The organism is Geomonas sp. Red276, assembly GCF_054784495.1.
Genome location: NZ_BLXW01000001.1, coordinates 58,383 through 79,818, shown reverse-complemented (window position 1 = coordinate 79,818; position 21,436 = coordinate 58,383). Strand labels below are relative to the sequence as shown.

Below are 21,436 nucleotides of genomic sequence, written 5' to 3'. Positions count from 1 at the left end.
TCTAATCAATGCGATTAAGGAGACTCTTTCCATGGCCGATCAGAACGAAGTTCCACAGGGTGACGTTTGCTACACTTTCGAGGCGGCAATTGAAATGGCCACCAAGATGGAGGATGAAGGGTTCCGTGCTTACCTGGGCGCCCTCAAGATCGTTAAGGACAAAGCGGCCCGCGAGATATTCAAGGAAGCGGCTCTCGACGAACTGGAGCACAAGCACCAGCTTGAGAAGGCTCTGATCGACGGCGAGATGAAAGGCGGCGGCGGCCTGCAGCAGCCGGTCCCGACCATGAATCTCGACTACGTGCTGGCCAAGCGCGAAGTCCGGCCGGAAATGGATGCCCGCGAGGCGCTCGCCTACGCCATCCACCTGGAAAAGGGCTCCATCGATTTCTACCAGCGGATGTCCCGCGGCTGCGAAGGGGCTCCGATGGCCAAGATCTTCCAGCAGATGCTGGCCGACGAGACGCGCCACCTGCAGTCCCTCGAGGACCTCTACGAATGCCACTTCATGGCTGAAAACTAGCAAAAACGAAAAAACCCCTCCTCCTGGCGCCAGGGGGAGGGGTTTTTTTGTGCCTGAAAATCCAGGTTTACCCTTCGACGATCTCCACCAGGGTGAGGTCGAAGTTCAGCGCCTGGCCGGCCAGCGGATGGTTGCCGTCGATGGTGAAGGTATCGTCGGTGACCTCGGTCACCATTACCTGGAAGACCTGACCGTCGGCCTGGGAAACTTCGAGCTGCTGCCCAGCTTCCGGCACCATCCCCTCGGGAAGCTCGGTGCGGGGGACAACCGCTACCATCTCTTCGACCCTCTCGCCGTAGGCCTCATCCACCGGGATGTGGATGGTCTTGGATTCGCCTACCGAAAGGCCGGTAACGCCTGCGTCAAAGCCGGGAATGACCTGTCCGGCGCCTATGGTGAACTCGATCGGGCCAGCTCCGCACCCGCACTCGTCCTCGCCGCACTCGGAAGAATCGAAGACGGTCCCGTCATCAAGCCTCCCGGTGTAATGAACCTTTACCCGGTCCCCTGCTTTTGCCTGTGCCATGATGTACCACCTTATTGAGGGTATTTACTTTCGAATACGGACCACTTTAACAGATGGTCCTGAAATTGGCTACGGGGAATTATCGCTGCGCGGTGCCGTCGCACCTCCGAATCGGGGCCGGTGGCGCCGGAATCTTCCTTTTTCCGGACGCCGCCGTTCTCATGGGACGCCGCAATTGATTCTTCACATAAACGTGGGGAAATGGTATCTATGGGTACTATGCAAACCAAGAACAGGTCGACCATCTTCAATGGTCTGGTAGTCGATATCGAACAGATGGACGTGATGATCGGGGAACAGGGGTGGTACACCTACCAGATCGTCCGTCATCCCGGCGGTGCGGCGGTCCTCCCGCTGCATGACGACGGGACGGTGACCCTGATCCGGCAACTCCGCCCGGCGGTGGGAGATTTCCTGGTGGAGCTCCCGGCCGGCCGGCTGGCTCCCGGGGAGGACCCCAAGCTATGCGCCGAGCGTGAGCTGGTCGAGGAGACCGGCCTCAATGCCTCTTCGCTCATCTCCCTCGGCCACATCTATCCCTCGCCGGGCGTCTTCGACGAGCGGATCCACCTCTACCTCGCGACCGGCCTTTCCCAAGGGGAGGCCGCCCCGGAGGATTACGAAGAGATCTTCTGCGTGAGGATCCCCCTTGCGGAGGCGGTCGATATGGCGGTCAACGGCGGGATCATCGACGGCAAGACCATCGCCGCCCTTTTGCGCGCCCAGAGGTTCGTGAAATGATCCTTGTGGGGCGTGTGGATGGTGAACTGGCGGGGATGAGGCTGGATGACGGGGCGAAGGCGCTCTTCCCCCAGCTCTCCAAGGGGGAGATCCGGCGGATCATCGACTGGGGGGGATGCTATCTCTCCGAGGTCCTGGTCCGGGTCGCCTCGCGGACGCTGAAGGAGGGGGACGAGATCGCCCTCGGGATCATGGAGGGGGGGCGCTGCGTCGATCTCGTCTACCGCAAGGAAGATCTCCTCTACGAGGACAAGGATTTCCTTGCCGTCTACAAGGCGGTGGGGGTGAACAGCCAGCGGACTCCGTACCAGTTGAAGGGAACCGTAGAGTATGCGGTCGAGTGCTACATGCGGAGCATCGGGCTGAAGGATCCTTCCCGGGTGGTGCATCGCCTGGACAAGGGAACCAGCGGTGTGATGTTTTTCCCCAAGAACAAGCAGACGGCGACCATGCTCTCCGGCCTCCTCAAGGACGGCAAGGTGGAGAAGACCTACTGGGCGCTGGTGGCGGGCTCTCCCGATCAGCAGAGCTGGAAGATAGATGCGCCGATCGGCAAGCTGGGCAAGTTCAAGTATGGCGTGGCGCATAACGGGAAGCCGGCCAAGACGGTTTTCTATGTCATCGGGGAAGGAAACGGGGTGACCGCCATCGAGGCGAAGCCGCTCACCGGGAGGACGCACCAGATCAGGGTGCATCTCGCCCACTCCGGTTTCCCCATCATCGGCGACGAGGCGTACGGCGGGGAGCCGGCGCGGCGCATGATGCTCCACTGCCGCAAGATGCGGTTCAAGGGGCCGCGCGGGAACTTCATAGAGGCGGTGGCGCCGGTGGACGGGGAATTCGCCGAGGCTGCGCCGGAGATCGTCGAGAGATAGTAAGCCATTCCCCTCGCACCGTCACCAAGGCGGGCGACTCTGGGGGATGTTAACTTTCGGAGTAAAAAATATTTCAGGAGGGATCAGGATGAAGCAATTCTTTGTCACGCTTTTCATGATAGTGCTGGCGGTTGCCGGCGCCGCGGTAGTATCGGCTAAGGAGCAGCCTCTTGGCGGGGATAGGCCATGCTGCGCGAAGATGATGCAGCAGACCGATGTCCAGCCGGCTCCGCAGGCCGGGTGCGACAAATGCCCGCAGATGAAAGCGGCCGAACAGAAGCCGTGCTGCGACAAGATGCAGGGTGCCAACGCCCCCGGGCAGCCTTGCCCGGATTGCCCGCAGATGAAAGCGGCGGACGGCAAGCCCTGCTGTGACAAGATGAAGGTCGCCCAGTGTGACAAGTGCCCCAAGATGAAGCCGGCCGACGTGAAGCCGTGCTGCGACAAGATGAAGCAGGCGCCCGCGGGGAACTAGCAGAGGGGTCAGAGCCTCGCGAAGTCCCTCAATAAAATACCCTCGCCCCCTTGGGGGGAGAGGGTGGCCGAAGGCCGGGTGAGGGTGGGGTTAAACCTCCCTCACCCCTGCCCCTCTCCCGGAGGGCGAGGGGATATGGCAGATAAAAAAAGGTGTCGACGGCATGTGCCGTGACACCTTTTTTTTCATTTACGCCGGGCCCTTGGTCAGGAGAGGGGCCACTTGGTGGAGTGGGGATCGAATTCGTGGCCGGGATGGTCGGTGCCGCCGCGCAGGATGGCGCGGACCGGGGCCCCGTCTCCATCCTTGACCTTCAACGGGAGACATATGAGCTCGTAATCGCCCGGAGGAACGTCCACCAGGTTGAGTCCTTCCACGATCAGGACATCGTGCTCGAGCAGCGCCCGATGGACACCGCCATCGCCGTCGGAGCGTTCGATGGAGAGGTAGTCGATGCCGATCAGTTTGACACCGATCTCGACCAGGTAGTCGGCACCGTCCCGGGCGAGGGCGACGAAGCTGTCCTTGAAACCGCTCTCCTTCCAAAGCCCGGCATTGGCCGTCTTCAATAGGAGCCTCTCGACTCCCCGCACCGGCAGGCGTTCCAGCTCCTGCCGACCGATCTCGGCGACGTCGGCGATCTCGACCACCTTGGCTTTGCCGAGCAACCGCTCCACGGGGATCTGGTCGACGGTGAGGCCGCCTTCTACGAAATGGCGGGGGCTGTCGATGTGGGTGCCGCTGTGACTGCAGATGGTGATGCGGGCGATGTTGGCGGAGTCGCCATCGGCGATGCTGGCCCAGGGAGCGATGACCACGGGGGAGTCGCCGGGATAGACCGGGAGCTCGTCGGAGAGGGGGATGGTGATATCGTAGATACGCATCTGAACCTCCCTGTCATGAAAGGTGTGGCATTACCGGATCAATTATACCCGACCGATCCGTTTATTCCTGATCCACCTCGTTGGCCAGCCGCTCGAGATCGGCTTCGTTGAAGCGATAGTGCTCGCCGCAGAATTCGCAGGTCACCTCCGCTCCGTGCTGATCGCGGCGCATGGAGGCGAGTTCCTTTTTCCCAAGCGACATGAGCACCCGTTCGATCCGTTCCCGGCTGCAGCTGCAGGCAAACGCCAGCTCCCGCTTCTCGAGGATGTCGTAGGGGATGTCGGGAGGGAAGATCCGGGCGAGGATGTCCTCCGGCGTGGCTCCCTCGTGCAGCATTTCGCTCAGCGGAGGAAGCCCCTCGATCCGCTTCATCAGCGTCTCGATGACCTCGGGATCGACCGGCGGTACGGCCTGGATCAGGAATCCGCCGGCGGCGGTCACCGTGCCGTCGATTTCGAGGAATTCGGAGAGGCCGACGGCGGAGGGGATCTGCTCGGACTCTACCAGGTAGAAGGCGAGGTCCTGGGCGATCTGGCTCGAGTAGAGCTGCACGGTTCCGCGGTAGGGCTCCTTGAGCCCGAGGTCCTTGGCAACGGTGAGAAATCCTGCCTTGCCGATGGCTCCGGCAACGTCCAGTTTGCCGTCGGGGCGCAGGAGGTGCACCTTGGGATCGCCGGTATAGCCGCGCACGGCACCGTCGCTGTCAGCCTCGACGATGATCTTCTTGAGCGGGCCGTTTCCTTCGAAGCGCATGGCGACGCGCTGGCCGGTCTTCAGCAGGGCCCCCATCAGGGTTCCCCCGGTCAGTACGCGTCCAAGAGCGGCGGTGGCGGTGGGTAGAGTTCCATGGCGTTTGCAGATGTCGTTCACCAGTCCAGTGGTCACGCAGGCCAGGCCCCGCACGTTGCCGGACTTGGAGATCACCCGCACCAAATAATCAGTCATAGTACCACCCCCACTTTACCAACAATCTCTTTCTCCTTTAGCTGCAAATCTTTCAAAGTCACGTAGTCCCATGGGCTGATACCTTTGACGTGGTAGCCAAAGAGCTGGGCAAGCCTTGGCACCTTGTTGAGGTCACAGACAACGAGGTCGCCGAGGCAGCTCAGATAGGGAACCCGTTCAACAATTTTTCTCGTTAACCAGTCAATGTCAACCGGTGCCACCCTCTCAAGTTTCAAGACCACGTTCTTGCGGGCGGTGGTGAACTCCATGCTGTGGATGGTGAAGACGGCAGAGAAGGGGATGGCGAACGGGATGAGCCGTTTCTTGAACTTCCCGGTTATCTCGGCGAGGCCGTCCATGACGGTGATGGAGAGCTCCGGAAGTTCGTCATCCACGGCCTTGTCAAAGACTTCCCTCTGCAGATACTGCTGGGTGATCCGAAACTCACGCTTGACGAACAGGTCCTTGAGGTTCTGGTCCTTTACCAGCTCGGCGAGGATGGGATTCCTGATTTTTTCCTGGAGCCGGTCGGTGATCTTGTCGAGGATACTCATTTCAGTGCACTCCTAACGACCATCATGACATCAGTATGCGGGGAGGACCCCCATCCTCGAGAACGATTGCTCTTGTCCTTGTGTAGATCATGCCCTCTCCCTCCGGGAGAGGGTGGCCGAAGGCCGGGTGAGGGTAGATGTAAAATCTCCCTCACCCCTGCCCCTCTCCCGGGGGGAGAGGGATAGGGACCGTTCTTCCCTTCCCTCGAAGGGTTAAGCGCTCCCTCGAAGGAGTGAAGGGGAAATCGTCACCCTTATACGAGCCCGGCGGTGTAGTTGAACTCCGAGGTGCCGGGGATCGACGTTCCTTTCCGGAAGGCCTCGATCACCCTGGTGTGCTCCTCCGGGGGAAGCTGGGTGAGGTCGAGAATGAAGGAGCTGCAGCCGAGCTGGCGAAGCTCGTTCCGGAACTGGAGGAGCGAAAACGGCGTCTGGGCGCTCACCACGGTCAGGTGGTCCTTGACCTTGACCGGGTAGAGCTCGCCCCGGTCCGAGGCAAGCGGCGCCTCCCCCTTGATCTCCTTGATGGCGATCTTGGAGGTGATGACCGGAACCGGCGCGTAGACTATGGCGCTTCTCCTGATTTTCAGGTCGGCGGCCAGAAGCTTCGCGAGGTTGTCGCGGTCGTCCTCGATGTAGAGCGTGCTCCGCACCGCTCCCAGCTCCTGCCAGGTCAAAAGTGCCTGGGTGTTGAGCGAGAAGAGCCGGTAATCGGTGGAAAGCTCGGCGTCGGTCCCCTTGAAGAGCTGGAACTGAGAAAGGTTGGTGAGCTCGAAGCGCCTGAACCCGCTCCTCAGGATGGCCCCGATGGCCTCCCTGAAGAAGGGAATCTCGGTTTCGAAGATCATGAAGGGAAGCTGCCAGATCACCTTCTGCTCGGAGCCCTTGAGCTTCCGGGCGTACTGCGGCAGTTGGTGCATGTTGGCCCTGGAGACCGGCACGTTGATGACATCCACCAGGTCGTGGTGCAGCTCGTGCCACTCCTTCAAATGCTCGACCTTGACGGTCAGCTCGTCCTTCCCCTTGGAGGCCACCGGGCGTCCCTTGACCAGGGAGGCCAGCGCCGCCTCGCGCCCCTGTCCGCTTCTCTTCTTCAGTGCCCCCAGCGCCTGTTCGGCGAGCCAGCCGTAAAAGGTGCGCCGGATCTCCTTCAGACGCGGAGGGGGGATCATGACGGCCGGGAAGCCGGGAGCGTCGAGCCTCGCCAGGACGAATGGGGTCTCTCCGCAGCGGGAGAACTGGGCCCTGAGCACCCCTTCCATATCGCTCGAACGGGAAGGCTCCAGCTCCCCGAGCTCGTATTCGGCGTCGAAGCGGGCACCGAGGACGTCGGCCTCGATCCTGAGCAGATGGTCGCGGTGGGAGAGGGTGAGCTTGCAGGGGATAGAGTCTCCCTTCACCGAGTCGAGCCGTTTCAGACAGGCGTTCTCGCTCATGGTGAAGGCGGTCTCCGAGGAGACCTTGAAGACCGAGTCGCCGAGCTTGAAGGGGAAGGGGGACGTCGTGGAGACCATGGTGTTCTCCTTGACGTTCATCACGCTCTTCCCGCCGAGGTAGAGGTCCTTCAGGGTGAAGGCGCGCCCCGCCATGTCGCTCTTGGGCTGGATCCTGATCCGGTCTCCCACGTGGAGCCGGTCGCGGGTTTCGAAGCTGATCCGGTTCCCCCTGATCTCGCGGAGGTCGCCTAAGTAGCGGCCGGTGGCCCCCTTGATGGAGGGGGTGGAGATGTCGGTCGGGTTATGGGAGGCGAGGAACCCCTTGGTGGGGACCCTGCCGAAGGAGAGTTTCAATAGCGACTTCGCCTCGGCCACCGCCTGCTGGTACGAGGAGGGATCGGCGTCGAGCACCAGCCGGTAGGCCCCGATGACGCTCGCCACGTACTCGGCGGATTTCATCCTTCCTTCCACCTTGAGCGAGGCGACCCCCGCCTGCACGAGCTCCGGAACCATCTCGATGCTGGAGAAGTCGTTGGTGGAGAGGTAGTATCCTTCCTTTCCCTTGTGCTTGTACTGGCGCCGGCACGGCTGTGCGCAGCGCCCGCGGTTGCCGCTGTGCCCCCCCAAGAAGGAGGAGAAGAAGCACTGCCCGGAGATGGAGAAGCAGAGGGCGCCGTGGATGAAGCACTCGATCTCGGCGCGGCTGGCGGCCACGATGGTCTTGATCTCGTCGATGTGCAGCTCGCGGGCGAGCACCACCCGCTCGAAGCCGAGCTCCTCCAGTTGCCGGACCCCCAGCGAGTTGTGGATGGTCATCTGGGTGGAGGCGTGCAGCGGAATGCCGGGGAAGTATTCCCTGGCCAGGCGGGCGACCGCAAGATCCTGCAGGATCACCCCGTCGACCCGCATACTCTCAAGCGCGGCGAGGGTATCTATCAGTTGGGGAAGCTCGTTCTCTTTTACCAGTGTATTGAGAGTAACGTAAACCTTCTTGCCGTGGTGGTGGGCATAGGCGCTCATCCGCTCCATCTGGGAAAGGGTGAAGTTCTTTGCCTTGGCGCGGGCAGAGAAATCCCTGAGGCCTGCATAGACTGCATCGGCCCCTTTTTCCATGGCGGCGAAAAACGCTTCGAGAGAACCTGCGGGGGAGAGAAGTTCAGGCTTTCGTGAGAGTGACAATTTCTGATCTAGTGACATGCGGCTAAGAGTACCGGAAGGCGAAACTTGGGTCAAGTAGAAGTATATCTCTAAGAGATTTCTCGAAAGAGACTGTTTAGGTCCTGTTTGCGGGGAGAATACACGAATTTTCCGCTCAGGCCAAAGGAAAAGTCACCGCGGGGGAAAGTCTCGCCCACCCACCCCTCTCCAGGCTCCCCATCCTCACCCCGCCCCTCCCCTTGAAGGGGAGGGTGGAGTTGGCTCAGCGGGAGATGATCGTGTCAATGCAGGGATTCTTTAATTAGTGATCTGGGCGGCCCGTACCCTGGTTTTACTTGGGTTGGATCGGCAGGTACTTGTAGCGGGACTGCTTCTTCTTGAGGTTCGCCAACGAATAGAGATCGGATTGGGAGATGACCCAGACGTCCCCCTCCTTCTTCAGTTTCACCCCCTTGGTGACGTACTCGGTGCCGGGGACGCTCCTGTCGAAGCCGAGGCGGGCCCTGACGATGGCGGCGCGGTTGCTGGTAACCGTGACGCGGGCGTCCTGCATCTTGTCCCAGCAGCAGGTGGGGCGCCGCGGGGCGGAGGCCATGGTCTTTCCGAACTCCTCGCGGCTCTGCCTGTTCAACGCGGTGCGCTCAAAGAGCTCGTTGTACCTCCCGTCGCGCCAGAGGTCGAGGATGGTCTCGAAGTCGCGGAGGACTTCCTGCCCGGAAGGGGCGACGGTGGAGATCTGGGCGCGCCTGCTCCGGCGGGCATCGGCGGGGAGGGCGGAAAGGGCGACCAGCAGAGCCACCAGCAGGATCTGGAATCGACGCATGAGCCACCTCCTTGAGTTTGGATTAGAGGAAGCTTATCAGGTGCGCCCGGAATCGCCAGCGGCTCCCCACCCCATCCTCACCCTGTCCCTTGTATCCATCATTCCCTCTCCCTCCGGGTACTCGGAGGCCCTTTTCACTATACCCTCGCCCCCTTGGGGGAGAGGGGGGCCGGAGGCCGAGGGAGGGTAGATTTTAAAACCTCCCTCACCCCTGCCCCTCTCCCGGAGGGAGAGGGAATATGGGGTTCTGCCTCTCCCGGAGGGAGAGGGGATAAGGGGATGCCGCCCCTCGTCCCCTAAAGGGGAGGGGGAAATGCGCCATCGACTCTCTACTACAGGGTCTTGTCCGCGGCGGCGGCGAAGAGTTTCAGCTTCTCCATGAGGAGGTCGAACTTCTTCGGCTTGAGCGACTGCGGACCGTCGGAGGAGGCGCGCTCGGGATCGGGATGGACCTCGATGATCAGGCCGTCGGCACCGGCGGCGACGGCGGCGTAGGACATCGGCGCGATGTAGTGGTAGTTCCCGGTACCGTGGGACGGGTCGATCACCACCGGGAGGTGGGTCTTCGACTTGAGGACCGGGATGGCGGAGAGGTCGAGGGTGTTGCGGGTGGCGGTCTCGAAGGTCCGGATGCCGCGCTCGCAGAGGATGACCGACTGGTTCCCCTCGCTCATGATGTACTCGGCGCTCATCAGGAACTCCTGGATGGTCATCGACATGCCGCGTTTCAGGAGGATCGGCTTGTTGATCTGGCCGACCTTTTTCAAGAGGGCGAAGTTCTGGGCGTTACGGGCGCCGATCTGGAGCATGTCGGCGTAGGAGGCGACGAGGTCGACGGACTCGGGGTCGATGACCTCGGTGACGAAGGGAAGCCCGGTGAGGTCGCGGGCCTTGGCGAGGAGCTTCAGACCTTCCTCCTCGAGCCCCTGGAAGGAGTAGGGGGAGGTGCGGGGCTTGAAGGCGCCGCCGCGCAGCATCTGGGCGCCGGAGGCCTTGACCGCCTGGGCCGACTCGATGATCTGCTGCTCGCTCTCCACCGAACAGGGACCCGCCATCACCACCAGCTCCTTGCCGCCGATGGAAAGGGTGTCGGAGATCCTGACGACGCTCGGAGCCTTTTTCACCTCCAGCGAGGCGAGCTTGTACGGCTGAAGGATGGGGACTACGCTTTCGACCCCCTGCATCGACTCGAGGCTCTGCAGAACGCTCTTGCCGCGCTCGTCGCCTACCGCACCGATGACGTCACGGGTGGTACCGCGGATGATGTGCGGGGTGTACCCCAACTCCTTGATCCGCCTGGTTACTTCGTCCCTGTCCTTCTTCGCTGCGCCGGCTTTCATTACCACGATCATCTTCGCTTCCTCCTGGGGAATTCCGAAAAGCGAAAGGGCCGGAAGGATATCCCCCCGGCCCTGTTATCGTGTTCTGTCATATACAAACCATAAAAGGGGGGAGGATCCTGTCCACCCCGGCTTTCGGTTTGTTTGGTTTAGATCAGCTTCCTAAATCAAACCTCTACCCGGGGAGACGGCCTAAAGTAAAAGCCGCACCAAAAGTAAAAGTTAAAAAAGGAAAAATAGCTGGTCTTGATCATGGTTCCCTATTTGCCAGTTTGGTGAAGACATGTCAAGAAAAAACTCGGCAAGATGTGATTCAAGTTGTTTGACAACGCACAGGCTTTCCGTTAATTTGGCCGGAATGCACGACTGGTTCGCCGGCTATGGCTATTACTCACTGTTCCTGCTGAGTTTCCTCGCCTCCACACTGATCCCGCTCGGGTCCGAGTGGTTGCTGGTTGCCATGCTGCTGGCCCACTACGATCCCTTCAAAGTGGTGGTCGTGGCAACCGTCGGCAACTACCTCGGCGCGCTCACCACCTACTGGATCGGGCTCTACGGCGGGGACTTTCTCAAGGTCAGGGTGCTCAGGATGGACGAGAAGAGCACCCGGAAGGCCGAACAATTCTATCAACGGTTCGGCTCCTACTCGCTTCTGCTCAGCTTCCTCCCGGTGATCGGGGACCCGCTCTGCCTGGTGGGCGGGGTGCTGCGGATCGGTTTCCTGCGCTTCACGGTGCTGGTCGCCTCCGGCAAGCTTGCCCGCTATGCGGCGGTGGCCTGGGTGACGGCGAGGGCCGGCGCTTGAACGGAGTCTACTGGTAATGCTCAGTTGCACGAGTAAGGTTCTCCCCAACGGGTTGCGGCTGGTTTCGGTCCAGATGCCGCACCTGCACACGGCGGAGATCGCCATCTACATCAAGGCCGGGGGGCGCAACGACACCGCCGGCAAGTCGGGGATCTCCCACTTTCTCGAACACATGCTGTTTCGCGGCTCGGCCGAGTTCGCCTCCAGCCTGGAGTTGGAGATCGCTTTCGAGGCGATCGGCGGGAGCGTCAACGCGGCCACCGACGAGGAGACCACCTGCTACTTCTCGCGGGTGCACCCGCAGCACATCGGCCAGGGGGTGAAGCTCTTCTCGTCGATGCTCCTTCATCCGACCCTGGCCGGGATCGAGATCGAGAAGCGGATCATCACCGAGGAGGCCCTGGAGGACATCAACGAACGGGGTGAGGAGACCAACCCGGGTAACCTCGCGAGCAAGCTCCTCTGGCCGGGGCACCCCCTCGGGATGCCGACCATCGGCTACCTCGACACCATCAAGGGGGTGACCGAGGAGGATCTGCGGGAGTACCTCGGGACCTTCTACGTGCCGGGCAACGCCCTCATCGTGGCGGCGGGCAGGCACGACACCGGGGAGTTCTTCGCCGCGTGCGAGGAAAGCTTCGCCGGGTGGCAAGGCGGCACGGTTCCCGCGCCGGTTCCGGCGACCGAGCGGCAGGATGAACCCCGCTCGCTCTTCGTGAAGGACAGCGACAGCCAGGTCAACCTCCAGATCGCCTTCCGGGGATTCGCCCGGCCGGACCGCCGCCTGATGGCGCTTCGGCTGATCCGCCGGATTCTCTGCGGCGGCGGGACTTCGCGGCTCCACCTCACCCTGCGCGAGAAGCTCGGCATCGTCTACTCGGTGGACGCCTCGCTGTCGGCCTACGAGGAGACCGGCGCCTTCGCCATCGAGCTTGCCACCGCTCCGGAGAACCTGGTGCTGGCGGTTTCCGAGGTGCTTGCCGAGGTGAAGACGCTGGCCTTCGTCGAGATGGACCAGGGGGAACTTTCCCGGGTGAAGGAAGGATACTTCTACGACCTGGAGTACAGTGCGGACTCCACCTACGAGATGCAGGTCCGCTACGGCTGGGGCGAGTTGATGGGGATGGTCCGCACCCTCGAGGAGGACCGCACCGAGGCCGCTGCCATCGATGCCGCCGCCATCCGCGAGACCTGCCATGCGCTCTTCCAGCCGGCCAACATAAACCTGGTGGCGGTCGGCCCCTGGAAGGCCGGGGCCAAGCGGGCGGTGGAGAAGCTCATTACTGAGTATAAGAAGGGGTGGTAAAACCCCAAGAGTCGGAGAGTAAATGAACACTGCTATACTGCTTTTGGCGCATGGGTCGAGGATCGCGGAGGCCAACGACGCGGCCCGCGACATCGCTGCCATGGTTAAGAAGATGACCCAGTACGAAATCGTGGAAGTGGCCTTCCGCGAGCAGCACCTGCCCAACATCCAGATGGGGATCGACAACTGCGTGGCCAAGGGTGCCAAGCGCATCCTGATGGTCCCGTATTTCCTTTACATGGGTGCCCACGTGCAGGAGGACCTCCCAGAGGAGATGGAGATCGCCCAGGAGCGCCACCCGGGCATCCAGATGGTGCTCGGCAAGCACCTCGGGGTCCACCCGAAACTCGCCGAGATCGTCGTGGAGCGGATCGCCGAGACGCTGACCGAGGAGAGGTGGTACTGATGTCGGTGCACCTGCGCCCCGAAGAGATCGAGGCGGAGTCGTTCAGGATCATCGAGGAGGAGGTCGGCCCGCACCACTGGTCGGTTCTCGAGTGGCCGATCGTGAGGCGTGCCATCCATACCAGCGCGGATTTCGATTACGCCGTCTCCATGCAGATCTCCGCCAATGCGGTGGCCTCGGGCATCGCGGCCCTCAAGGCGGGATGCGGCATCGTGAGCGACACCACCATGATCCTCTCCGGGATCAACAAGCAGCGGCTGGCCCGCTTCGGCGTGCAGGGGCGCTGCCTGGTGGCCGACCCGGAGGTCGCCCGCGAGGCGAAGGAGAAGGGGATCACCCGCTCCATCGTCGCCATGCGCACGGCGGCCAGGGATGCCGGCAACGGGATCTTCGTGATCGGCAACGCTCCCACCGCACTCTTCGAGCTGATCAGGCTGGTGCGCGAGGAGGGGGTCCGTCCCCGTCTCGTCGTGGCCCTGCCGGTCGGCTTCGTGGGTGCCGCGGAGAGCAAGGACGCGCTCAGGGAACTGGCCGTCGAGATGCCGGATCTTCCGTTCATCACCAACCGGGGCAGAAAGGGCGGCTCCAACGTCGCCGCCGCGGTCATGAACGCCATCCTCATCGAGGCTGGTGAGGAAAACTGACATTAAAAGTCCCACTTGCTCCGTCTCCCCCACTCCCCCCGGGAGAGGGCGGGGTGAGGGATGCTTCACATCTGACGGGAAATCTCCCTCACCCTAACCCTCTCCCGAGGGAGAGGGGATTCCCAGAGGATGGCTTTCTGCAAGGATCAAGTCGATTGTAATGCCACCAGTCTGGACCGGATGAAACTGATGAACGGTAAGACGCTGAAATACGGCTTCACAACCGGCTCATGCGCGGCCGCCGCGGTTAAAGGGGCGGCCCAGATGCTGCGGGATCAGACGCTGATCGACGAGGTGGATCTCCATCTCCCTTCGGGCGACACGGCGCGCTTTCCCCTGCACGGTTGCCGGCTTACCGGCAAAGGCGCGACCTGCTACGTGGTGAAGGATGCCGGTGACGACCCTGACGTGACCAACGGCTGCCACGTCCACGCGACCGTCGAGATCGATCTCTTCACCAGGCACCGGATCGTCATCCAGGGGGGGACCGGCATCGGCCGGGTCACCAAGCCGGGACTCGCCCTCAAGGTAGGAGAGTGGGCGATCAATCCGATACCGCGCCGGATGATCATGGAGGTGGTGAAGGAAGTCTTCGCCCTTCGCTGCGTCCCCGCCACGATCACCATCACCATCAGCATCCCCAACGGCGAGGAGCTCGCCAAAAAGACCATCAACGAGCGGCTCGGCATCGTCGGGGGGCTTTCCATCCTGGGAACTACCGGGATCGTCAAGCCGATCTCCACCGAGGCCTGGACCGCCACCGTCGATACCTCGGTCAACGTTGCGCTCGCCTGCGGTTCCGACACGGTGGTCCTTTCCACCGGGAGGAGCTCCGAGCTCGCCGCCCAGTCACACCTCCGCGACAACGGCATCCACCTGAAGGAGGAATCCTTCGTCATGATGGGGGACCACTTCGGCTATTCGCTGGAGAGCTGCCGCATCAGGAAGGTTCCCAACGTGGTGGTGGCGGGGCAGTTCGCCAAGCTGGTGAAGATCGCCTGCGGACACCGGCAGACCCACGTCTCTTCGGCCGAGCTCGATCTCGCCCAGGTGGCTGCCTGGCTGAAGGATTGCCCGGGGCTCAAGCACCTGGAGCCGCTGGCCCGTGAGGCGAACACCGCACGGCACCTGCTGGAGGAGTCCGGGTTCAGCCAGGGGCTCATCGACCTGGTTTGCCGCAAGGCGGCGGAGACCTGCGAGAAGGTGGCCCCGGGGCTCCCGGTGCGGATCTTCCTGGCCGGCTACCAGGGGGAGAAGCTCTACTTCGGGTAGGAGGCACCCCAACATCCTCCTCCCTTGGTAAAGGGGGGCAGGGGGGATTGCCTTCGACCCTCTGGAGGGGTCAACTGCAATCCCCCTAAATCCCCCTTTATCGAGGGGGACTTTTAACCTTTGTGGATTTGAATGGAGAAGGAGCGGGCTATGTCTCAACAGAAGATCTATCTGGTCGGCGCCGGCATCGAGGGGTGGGAAGGCTTCAGCAAGCAAGCCCTCGAGGTGATCGACTCCGCCGAAGTGCTGATCGGCCACAAGCGCCTGCTGGACATCTTCCCCGATTTCAAGGGGGAGAAGCGCGAGCTGGGCGACCTCTCCATCACCCTCGAATACCTCAAGTCGAGCGACGGCCGCACCGTGGTGCTCGGCTCCGGCGACCCCAACTTCTTCGGTGTGGCGCGTTTCCTCCTCAGGAACCTCCCCAAGGAGCGGATCGTCATCTACCCCAACGTCACCAGCGTCCAGTACGCCTTCGCGCGCATCAAGGAGCCGTGGGACGACGCCACCTTTGTCTCGGTGCACGGCCGCGGCATCAAGCCCGCCCTGGACCGCATCATCGCCTCCGAGAAGATCGCCATCCTGACCGACAGCGTCAACACCCCCGCCGTCCTCGCGCGCGAGCTGATCAAGCGGGGCGCCGAAGGGTACGAGGCGTGGGTCTGCGAGGACCTGGGGCTGGGGACCGAGAAGTTCACCAAGACCGACGTGCGGGGCCTAAGCGAGATCACTTGCTCCCCACTCAATATCCTCATCCTGATCAAGACCTGGGAGCCGAACCTCCAGAACTACCCGATGATCGGCATCCGCGACGATGAATTCGCCACCGCCAAGAAGCTGATCACCAAGGAAGAGGTCCGCGCCATCACCCTGGGGAAGCTGCAGCTCCAGGACGACCTCGTCATGTGGGATATCGGCGCCGGGAGCGGCTCGGTCTCCATCGAGGCCGGCAACCTGATGCCCAACGGCCGCATCTTCGCCCTGGAGAAGAATCCGCAGTACCTCGTCTTCCTCAAAGAGAACCTCAAAAAGTTCGTCGCCCGCAACGTGATCGTCATCGAGGCCTTCGCCCCCGAAGGGCTGGACGATCTCCCGGATCCCGACCGTGTCTTCATCGGCGGCTCCGGCGGCATGCTCGAGGAGATCATCGAGGCGGTGGACAAACGGTTGAAGCCGGAGGGATTCATCGTCCTCAACGCCGTCACGCTCGATACCTTGACCAAGTCGGTGGAGTTTCTCGAGGACCACGGCTACACTGTTGAGGTTACCTGCGTCAACATCTCCAAGACCCGCAGCCTTACCGAGTACAAGATGTTCGCCGCCCACAACCCGGTCTACGTGATCACCGCCTGGAAAGGGGAGGAGTAGTGGCGGTAATTTACGCGGTCGGTGTGGGACCGGGCGACCCGGAGCTGTTGACGAGGAAGGCCGAGCGGATCTTGAGGAGCGTGGACGTCATCTGTGCGCCCACCGGTGCTGCCGAAGGGGGGAGCTACGCGCTCTCCATCGTGGAAGAGTTCATCGACCGCAGCCGCCAGGAGGTGCTGGTCCAGCTCTTCCCCATGCTGAAGGACCAGAAGGGGCTGGACCCGTTCTGGGAAGAGGCCGCCGACCAGGTGGCGCAGCGGGTTGCGCAGGGGAAGGACGTCGCCTTCATCACCATCGGAGACCCGTTCCTCTATTCGACCTACCTGTATATCCACCGGATCCTGCTCGCCAAGTACCCCGAGATAAAGATCGAGATCGTCCCCGGCATCTCCAGCATCCTCGCCTCCTCCGCCATTTCGGGGGTCCCCTTGGGGCTGGGGGCGGAACGGATCGCCATCCTGCCGGCCACCTACGAAAAGGATGAGCTGAAAAGGACGCTGGAAGAATTCGACATCGTCGTGCTGATGAAGGTGAACCGGGTCTTCGACCGGATCTACGACGTGCTGAAGGAGATGGGGCTGGAAAAGGGAAGCGTCTTCGTCCGCCGGGTCGGTTCCGCCGAGGAGGAGGTCCATTTCGACCTCGCCTCCCTGGTCGGCAAGAAGCTCGATTACCTCTCCATGCTCATCGTGCGGAAACAGCCGATCTAGCCACCGAAGCGGGGCCGTCCCCCTCTACCCTCTTGAGCGCGCCGCTCAAATCTCACACTCATCCCCTTTCTTCGCCTCTCCCTCCCCTTCAAGGGGAGGGCAGGGGTGAGGATGGGGGCAACTTTCAAAGGTGCCACCATGACCGACCAACCGAACAAAGTCTATTTTGTGGGAGCCGGCCCCGGCGATGCGGAGCTCATCACCGTCAAGGGTGCCCGCCTGCTGCGTGAGGCGAACGTGGTGGTCTACGCGGGGAGCCTGGTCGACTGGGAGCTGGTAAGGCATTACGCACCCACTGCCCGCGCTTACGACTCGGCGGGGATGGACCTGGTCCAGACCACTGAGATCCTCGTCCAGGCCTTTGTCGACGGTGAGAAGGCGGTTCGACTCCACACCGGTGACCCTTCCATCTACGGCGCCATCCAGGAGCAGATGGAGGCGCTCGACAAGGCCGGCGTCCCTTACGAGGTGGTGCCCGGAGTCACCAGCGCTTTTGCCGCCGCGGCCACCTTGAAGCAGGAGTTGACCCTCCCCGAGGTTTCCCAGACCGTCATCATCACCCGCATAGCCGGACGGACCCCGGTGCCGGACCGGGAAAAACTGAGCGAGGTGGCCCGCATCGGAGCCACCATGGTCATCTACCTCTCCGTCTCCATGATCGAGAGCGTGGTGAAGGAGCTTCTCTCCGGGGCCTATTCCCCGACCACCCCGGTGGCGGTGGTGGCGCGGGCTTCCTGGCCGGATGAGCTGGTCATTTCCGGCACCCTTTCCGATATTGCCGTCAAGGTCAAGGAGGCCGGGATCAAGAAGCAGGCGCTGATCCTGGTAGGCGACGTGCTGGCCGCCCGCCGGGAGGGGATGAAGGCGAAGTCCCAGCTCTACGATCCCAGCTTCACCCACGGCTCGCGCAAGGGAATAGTCACCTGACATCTCCCCTTTATCCCCTCGCGTCCTAATACCTTCTGAAGCCCGGAAATTATACCCTCGCCCCCTTTTTGGGGGAGAGGGTGGCCGAAGGCCGGGTGAGGGTGATTTTTGAAAGCCATATGCGTATAGCCATCATTGCCATAACCGCCAACGGTGTCCGTCTTGGAGAAACCCTCCGGCCAGGCTTCCCCGGCAGCGACCTCTTCGCCATCGAAAAGCACGCCGCCGGCCCCGCCCAGCCGTTCTCCGGCGGTCTTGCCCCCCTCGTCGAGCGGACCTGGCGCGCGTACGACGGGCTCATCTTCATCATGGCCACCGGCATCGTCGTCCGTTCCATCGCTCCTCATCTCGAAGGGAAGGATCGCGACCCGGCGGTGGTGGTCATGGACGATGCCGGGACCTTCGCCATCTCCCTTCTCTCCGGCCACCTGGGCGGGGCCAACGCCCTCGCCGTCCGTTGCGGCGAGCTCTGCGGCAGCACTCCGGTCATCACCACCGCAACCGACGCCAACGGTCTCCCTTCCTTCGACATGCTGGCCAAGGAAAAGCGGTGGCAGATCGAGGACCTCTCCCGGGTAAAGAGCCTGAACGCCCTTCTCCTGGAGGGTAAAGAGATCGCGGTGGCGGATCACGGCGGCGAGGTGGAAAGTTATTTCGCCGGCCGCGGCAAGCTCTCCTTCTGTTCCGGCCCAGCGGAGGCCCTGGCCAGCGGGGCAAGCGGCTTCCTGCTCGTCACCAACAAGATCCTTCCGCCTTTCCCTCAGGACGCTCCGGTCCTGGTGCTCCGGCCCCGGAACCTCTGCCTGGGGATCGGTTGCAACCGCGGCACATCATGTGAAGAGATCGGGTCCGTGGTCGCGAGACACCTCGAGCGCGAGGGGCTGTCGATGAAAAGCGTCGCCTGCCTGGCCACCGCCGAGGCCAAAATGACCGAGGAGGGGCTGCTGGTCTTTGCGGACATGAACGCCATCCGGCTCAATTTCTACGCCAGCGGATCCCTCAACGAGGTAGCCGTACCGTCCCCTCCTTCGGCGCATGCCATGAGCGCCATCGGCGCCACCGGGGTGGCTGAGCCCGCGGCTCTCTTGGCTTCCAGGGGGGGGACGCTCCTGATGCATAAGGTGAAGGACGGCAACGTCACCCTGGCGATCGCGGAGATCGGGGCGCCGGAGAACGGGTGAGTTTAAAACCTACCCTCACCCGGCCTTCGGCCACCCTCTCCCCCAAGTGGGCGAGGGTATATTTGTGAAAGGCCTTCGGCCACCCTCTCCCCCAAAGGGGCGAAGGTATATTGTGAAAGGCCTTCGGCCACACTCTTTCCTGAAGGGGCGAGGGTATTTTTGGCGTGGGTGGCCGGGGCCCGGCACTGGTGAAACTGAAATTACGAGGTTGTTTTTGATGTCCAAGCTTTTTGTAGTCGGCATCGGCCCGGGTGGGCTGAACCATATGACCCGCGAGGCGCGGGAGGCGATCGACCGCTCCGACGTCATCGTCGGTTACCAGACCTATCTTGATTTCATCGAGACTCTTCTCCCCGGCAAGGAAGTCGTCTCCTCCGGCATGATGCGGGAGGTGGAGCGCTGCTCGCAGGCGCTTACCATCGCCGCCACCGGTAAGACGGTCTCCCTCATCTCCAGCGGCGATGCCGGCATCTACGGCATGGCCGGGCTTGCCCTCGAGCTGGCGGATACGGCCGCGGCCGACCCCGCCTCTCCCCTTCGCGGGGTGGAGATCGTTGTGGTCCCGGGTGTTTCGGCGGTCCAGGCAGCGGCCTCCGTGCTGGGCGCCCCCCTCATGCACGACTTCGCGGTGATCTCCCTTTCCGACCTGATGACCCCTATCGAAAAGATCCGCGCCCGCCTGCGTGCGGCGGCCGAGGCCGATTTCGTGGTGGCCCTCTATAATCCCCGCTCCAAGGGGCGGGTCACCCAGATCGAGGAGGCGGCCGAGATCCTGATCGAGGCGCGCGGCCCGCAGGTCCCGGTCGGCATCGTGAGAAACGCCTGCCGCGATGGACAGGAGTGCACCGTCACCACGCTCGGCGAGATGCTCACCCACCCCATCGACATGTTCTCCATCGTCATCATCGGCAACACCTCGTCCCGCATCTCCCACGACGGACGGATCCTCACCCCGCGCGGCTACGCGAGCCGCGGACGCATCCCCGGCAAGACTCCCCCCCTGATAAAGGGGGACGGGGGGGGGGGTGCCTCTGAGGTTACCGAAGGCAATGCAGCGTCCCCCCGTTCCATCATGTTCTGCGGCACCGGATCCGATGTGGGGAAATCCGTCATCACCGCGGGCTTTTGCCGCATCCTCAAGCGGCGCGGCATTTCCGTCGCCCCGTTCAAGTCCCAGAACATGGCCCTCAACTCGGCGGTCACCCCCGAGGGGGGAGAGATCGGGCGCGCCCAGGCGGTGCAGGCCGAGGCGTGCGGGATCGATCCCCACACGGACATGAACCCCGTCCTCCTGAAGCCGAACTCCGAGACCGGAAGCCAGGTCATCGTCCAGGGGCGGGTGGTCCGCAACATGGGTGTGAAGGAGTACAACGCCTACAAGCCCGAAGCCCTGATCAAGGTGCGGGAAAGCTATCGGCGGCTGCAGGATGCCTACTCCTTCGTGGTGATCGAAGGGGCGGGGAGCATCGCCGAGATTAACCTGCGCGCCCACGACATCGCCAACCTCAAGATCGCCGACATGGCGGGGGCCCCGGTCATCCTGATTGCCGATATCGACCGCGGCGGCGTCTTCGCCCAGATCGTGGGGACCATCGAGCTGCTGACCCCGGAAGAGAAGGCCATGGTGAAAGGGGTCGTCATCAACAAGTTCCGCGGCGACGCCTCCCTCCTCAAGCCGGGAATCGAGCTGGTGGAGGCGCGGACCGGGATTCCGGTGCTGGGTGTGGTGCCCTGGTACCGTGGGCCTGCCATCCCGGAAGAGGACAGCGTGGCTCTCCAGAGAAAACCGGCCGCGCACGCCTCCGGGGCCGGGAAGATCAGGGTCGGCGTCGTGCGTCTGCCGCGTATCTCCAACTACACCGATTTCAGCGCGCTCGAGCGGGAAGATGACGTCTCCGTCACCTACTTCGACTCTCCCAAGGCCGTCGCGGATCTGGACCTACTGGTGATTCCGGGAACCAAGTCCACCCTTGCGGATCTTCGGTTCCTGCGGGAGAGCGGCCTGTGTGAGGCCATTCAATCCTTCTCCGGTCCCGTAGCCGGGATCTGCGGCGGCTACCAGATGCTCGGCAATGTGGTGCTCGATCCGCTGAAAGTGGAATCGGAGCTGACGGAAATGCCGGGTCTGGGGCTTCTCGACGTGCAGACCACTATGCTGGGGGAGAAGCAGACCCACCTGGCCGAGGCGGAACTTCTCGGGTCCTCCGCCACCGTCACCGGCTACGAGATCCACATGGGGGAGACCGTCCTTGGCCCCGGTGCCCGCCCCTTCGCGCGCATCGTGAAGCGCTCCGGGAAGAATGCAGACCTCACTGAGGGTGCCATCTCCAGTGACGGACGGGTGTTCGGCACCTACCTGCACGGGATCTTCGACAACGATGTCTTCCGCGCCACCATCCTGAACGGTATCCGCCGGGTCAAAGGGATCCCGGAAAGGGAGCCCGTTACGGCTGACGCTGATCCCTTCGATGCCCTGGCCGCGCACCTGGAGGCCCACCTGGACATGGAGAAGATTTTCTCCATCTGCGGCCTGTAG

21 protein-coding genes are annotated in these 21,436 nt (G+C 62.7%); 14 read left to right on the top strand and 7 right to left on the bottom strand.

Translation table 11 applies throughout. From position 1 onward, the window contains the following. The first annotated feature begins 31 nt into the window (after positions 1-31). Positions 32-523: a ferritin family protein gene (locus tag ACYVL5_RS00390; RefSeq protein ID WP_460593561.1), complete on the top strand. Its 492-nt coding sequence runs from the start codon at positions 32-34 to the stop codon at positions 521-523. Positions 524-590: 67 nt separating this feature from the next. Here ACYVL5_RS00390 and ACYVL5_RS00385 read toward each other — a convergent pair whose 3' ends face one another. Next, a complete protein-coding gene (locus ACYVL5_RS00385) occupies positions 591-1,049 on the bottom strand; it encodes an FKBP-type peptidyl-prolyl cis-trans isomerase (protein WP_460593560.1) in 459 nt (152 codons plus the stop codon). A 219-nt stretch (positions 1,050-1,268) separates the two neighbouring features. Here ACYVL5_RS00385 and ACYVL5_RS00380 point away from each other — a divergent pair, with 219 nt between their 5' ends. The 3 genes from ACYVL5_RS00380 (at position 1,269) to ACYVL5_RS00370 (ending at position 3,140) form a co-directional block, all read left to right on the top strand. After that, complete coding sequence (locus ACYVL5_RS00380) at positions 1,269-1,790, top strand: NUDIX hydrolase (RefSeq protein ID WP_460593874.1); 522 nt, start codon at positions 1,269-1,271, stop codon at positions 1,788-1,790. Next, positions 1,787-2,665: an RluA family pseudouridine synthase gene (locus ACYVL5_RS00375; protein ID WP_460593559.1), complete on the top strand. Its 879-nt coding sequence runs from the start codon at positions 1,787-1,789 to the stop codon at positions 2,663-2,665. Before ACYVL5_RS00380 ends, ACYVL5_RS00375 begins: the two co-directional genes overlap by 4 nt. Before the next feature lie 88 nt (positions 2,666-2,753). After that, positions 2,754-3,140, top strand: a complete 387-nt coding sequence (locus ACYVL5_RS00370) for a hypothetical protein (RefSeq protein ID WP_460593558.1) — start codon at positions 2,754-2,756, stop codon at positions 3,138-3,140. Positions 3,141-3,346: 206 nt separating this feature from the next. On the opposite strand, the gene ACYVL5_RS00365 is transcribed toward ACYVL5_RS00370, so the two are convergent. The 6 genes from ACYVL5_RS00365 to aroF form a co-directional block, all read right to left on the bottom strand. Then, positions 3,347-4,024, bottom strand: a complete 678-nt coding sequence (locus ACYVL5_RS00365) for a cyclase family protein (RefSeq protein WP_460593557.1) — start codon at positions 4,022-4,024, stop codon at positions 3,347-3,349. A gap of 61 nt (positions 4,025-4,085) precedes the next feature. Beyond that, complete coding sequence (gene hslO / locus ACYVL5_RS00360) at positions 4,086-4,970, bottom strand: Hsp33 family molecular chaperone HslO (protein ID WP_460593556.1); 885 nt, start codon at positions 4,968-4,970, stop codon at positions 4,086-4,088. Then, positions 4,967-5,524: a hypothetical protein gene (locus ACYVL5_RS00355; protein ID WP_460593555.1), complete on the bottom strand. Its 558-nt coding sequence runs from the start codon at positions 5,522-5,524 to the stop codon at positions 4,967-4,969. Before ACYVL5_RS00355 ends, hslO begins: the two co-directional genes overlap by 4 nt. Positions 5,525-5,778: 254 nt before the next feature. Then, entirely contained in the window at positions 5,779-8,073 is a 2,295-nt protein-coding gene (locus ACYVL5_RS00350) for a peptidase U32 family protein (protein WP_460593554.1), read from the bottom strand. A gap of 376 nt (positions 8,074-8,449) precedes the next feature. Further along, a complete protein-coding gene (locus ACYVL5_RS00345; RefSeq protein WP_460593553.1) occupies positions 8,450-8,941 on the bottom strand; it encodes a hypothetical protein in 492 nt (163 codons plus the stop codon). Positions 8,942-9,273: 332 nt separating this feature from the next. Beyond that, complete coding sequence (gene aroF, locus ACYVL5_RS00340) at positions 9,274-10,293, bottom strand: 3-deoxy-7-phosphoheptulonate synthase (RefSeq protein ID WP_460593552.1); 1,020 nt, start codon at positions 10,291-10,293, stop codon at positions 9,274-9,276. Positions 10,294-10,639: 346 nt separating this feature from the next. On the opposite strand from aroF, the gene ACYVL5_RS00335 reads away from it, so the two are divergent. The 10 genes from ACYVL5_RS00335 to ACYVL5_RS00290 all read left to right on the top strand — a co-directional run bounded on the left by ACYVL5_RS00335 (position 10,640) and on the right by ACYVL5_RS00290 (position 21,436). Continuing rightward, positions 10,640-11,086 (top strand): YqaA family protein, encoded by a 447-nt coding sequence (locus ACYVL5_RS00335; protein WP_460593551.1) that lies wholly within the window; start codon positions 10,640-10,642, stop codon positions 11,084-11,086. A 16-nt stretch (positions 11,087-11,102) separates the two neighbouring features. Then, positions 11,103-12,392, top strand: coding sequence for a M16 family metallopeptidase (locus tag ACYVL5_RS00330; protein ID WP_460593550.1), 1,290 nt, complete (start codon positions 11,103-11,105; stop codon positions 12,390-12,392). Between the two features lie 22 nt (positions 12,393-12,414). Then, complete coding sequence (locus tag ACYVL5_RS00325; RefSeq protein WP_460593549.1) at positions 12,415-12,798, top strand: sirohydrochlorin chelatase; 384 nt, start codon at positions 12,415-12,417, stop codon at positions 12,796-12,798. Further along, positions 12,798-13,442 carry a precorrin-8X methylmutase gene (locus ACYVL5_RS00320; RefSeq protein ID WP_460593548.1) on the top strand — a complete coding sequence of 215 codons (645 nt, stop codon included), beginning with the start codon at positions 12,798-12,800 and terminating at the stop codon, positions 13,440-13,442. The genes ACYVL5_RS00325 and ACYVL5_RS00320 overlap by 1 nt, the downstream gene beginning before the upstream one ends. A 189-nt stretch (positions 13,443-13,631) precedes the next feature. Continuing rightward, the gene (locus ACYVL5_RS00315) at positions 13,632-14,714 is read left to right on the top strand and encodes a cobalt-precorrin-5B (C(1))-methyltransferase (protein ID WP_460593547.1); all 1,083 of its coding nucleotides are present in this window, start codon (positions 13,632-13,634) and stop codon (positions 14,712-14,714) included. A 150-nt stretch (positions 14,715-14,864) separates the two neighbouring features. Next, positions 14,865-16,082: a bifunctional cobalt-precorrin-7 (C(5))-methyltransferase/cobalt-precorrin-6B (C(15))-methyltransferase gene (gene cbiE, locus ACYVL5_RS00310; RefSeq protein ID WP_460593546.1), complete on the top strand. Its 1,218-nt coding sequence runs from the start codon at positions 14,865-14,867 to the stop codon at positions 16,080-16,082. After that, positions 16,082-16,792 carry a precorrin-2 C(20)-methyltransferase gene (gene cobI, locus ACYVL5_RS00305; protein WP_460593545.1) on the top strand — a complete coding sequence of 237 codons (711 nt, stop codon included), beginning with the start codon at positions 16,082-16,084 and terminating at the stop codon, positions 16,790-16,792. Before cbiE ends, cobI begins: the two co-directional genes overlap by 1 nt. A gap of 138 nt (positions 16,793-16,930) precedes the next feature. Beyond that, positions 16,931-17,719: a precorrin-4 C(11)-methyltransferase gene (gene cobM / locus ACYVL5_RS00300; RefSeq protein WP_460593544.1), complete on the top strand. Its 789-nt coding sequence runs from the start codon at positions 16,931-16,933 to the stop codon at positions 17,717-17,719. Between the two features lie 119 nt (positions 17,720-17,838). Further along, positions 17,839-18,900 (top strand): cobalt-precorrin 5A hydrolase, encoded by a 1,062-nt coding sequence (locus ACYVL5_RS00295; RefSeq protein ID WP_460593543.1) that lies wholly within the window; start codon positions 17,839-17,841, stop codon positions 18,898-18,900. A 217-nt stretch (positions 18,901-19,117) separates the two neighbouring features. Continuing rightward, the gene (locus ACYVL5_RS00290) at positions 19,118-21,436 is read left to right on the top strand and encodes a cobyric acid synthase (protein ID WP_460593542.1); all 2,319 of its coding nucleotides are present in this window, start codon (positions 19,118-19,120) and stop codon (positions 21,434-21,436) included.

Excerpts from the sequence above, each read along its gene's own strand:
- hslO (WP_460593556.1), bottom strand. The coding sequence starts at position 4,970 with ATGACTGATTATTTGGTGCGGGTGATCTCCAAGTCCGGCAACGTGCGG.
- ACYVL5_RS00325 (WP_460593549.1), top strand. The coding sequence starts at position 12,415 with ATGAACACTGCTATACTGCTTTTGGCGCATGGGTCGAGGATCGCGGAG.
- ACYVL5_RS00390 (WP_460593561.1), top strand. The coding sequence starts at position 32 with ATGGCCGATCAGAACGAAGTTCCACAGGGTGACGTTTGCTACACTTTC.
- ACYVL5_RS00375 (WP_460593559.1), top strand. The coding sequence starts at position 1,787 with ATGATCCTTGTGGGGCGTGTGGATGGTGAACTGGCGGGGATGAGGCTG.
- ACYVL5_RS00355 (WP_460593555.1), bottom strand. The coding sequence starts at position 5,524 with ATGAGTATCCTCGACAAGATCACCGACCGGCTCCAGGAAAAAATCAGG.
- ACYVL5_RS00365 (WP_460593557.1), bottom strand. The coding sequence starts at position 4,024 with ATGCGTATCTACGATATCACCATCCCCCTCTCCGACGAGCTCCCGGTC.
- ACYVL5_RS00315 (WP_460593547.1), top strand. The coding sequence starts at position 13,632 with ATGAACGGTAAGACGCTGAAATACGGCTTCACAACCGGCTCATGCGCG.
- ACYVL5_RS00290 (WP_460593542.1), top strand. The coding sequence starts at position 19,118 with ATGTCCAAGCTTTTTGTAGTCGGCATCGGCCCGGGTGGGCTGAACCAT.
- aroF (WP_460593552.1), bottom strand. The coding sequence starts at position 10,293 with ATGATCGTGGTAATGAAAGCCGGCGCAGCGAAGAAGGACAGGGACGAA.
- ACYVL5_RS00335 (WP_460593551.1), top strand. The coding sequence starts at position 10,640 with ATGCACGACTGGTTCGCCGGCTATGGCTATTACTCACTGTTCCTGCTG.
- ACYVL5_RS00380 (WP_460593874.1), top strand. The coding sequence starts at position 1,269 with ATGCAAACCAAGAACAGGTCGACCATCTTCAATGGTCTGGTAGTCGAT.
- ACYVL5_RS00350 (WP_460593554.1), bottom strand. The coding sequence starts at position 8,073 with ATGGAAAAAGGGGCCGATGCAGTCTATGCAGGCCTCAGGGATTTCTCT.
- ACYVL5_RS00345 (WP_460593553.1), bottom strand. The coding sequence starts at position 8,941 with ATGCGTCGATTCCAGATCCTGCTGGTGGCTCTGCTGGTCGCCCTTTCC.
- ACYVL5_RS00295 (WP_460593543.1), top strand. The coding sequence starts at position 17,839 with ATGCGTATAGCCATCATTGCCATAACCGCCAACGGTGTCCGTCTTGGA.
- ACYVL5_RS00330 (WP_460593550.1), top strand. The coding sequence starts at position 11,103 with ATGCTCAGTTGCACGAGTAAGGTTCTCCCCAACGGGTTGCGGCTGGTT.
- ACYVL5_RS00320 (WP_460593548.1), top strand. The coding sequence starts at position 12,798 with ATGTCGGTGCACCTGCGCCCCGAAGAGATCGAGGCGGAGTCGTTCAGG.
- cbiE (WP_460593546.1), top strand. The coding sequence starts at position 14,865 with ATGTCTCAACAGAAGATCTATCTGGTCGGCGCCGGCATCGAGGGGTGG.
- cobM (WP_460593544.1), top strand. The coding sequence starts at position 16,931 with ATGACCGACCAACCGAACAAAGTCTATTTTGTGGGAGCCGGCCCCGGC.
- ACYVL5_RS00370 (WP_460593558.1), top strand. The coding sequence starts at position 2,754 with ATGAAGCAATTCTTTGTCACGCTTTTCATGATAGTGCTGGCGGTTGCC.
- ACYVL5_RS00385 (WP_460593560.1), bottom strand. The coding sequence starts at position 1,049 with ATGGCACAGGCAAAAGCAGGGGACCGGGTAAAGGTTCATTACACCGGG.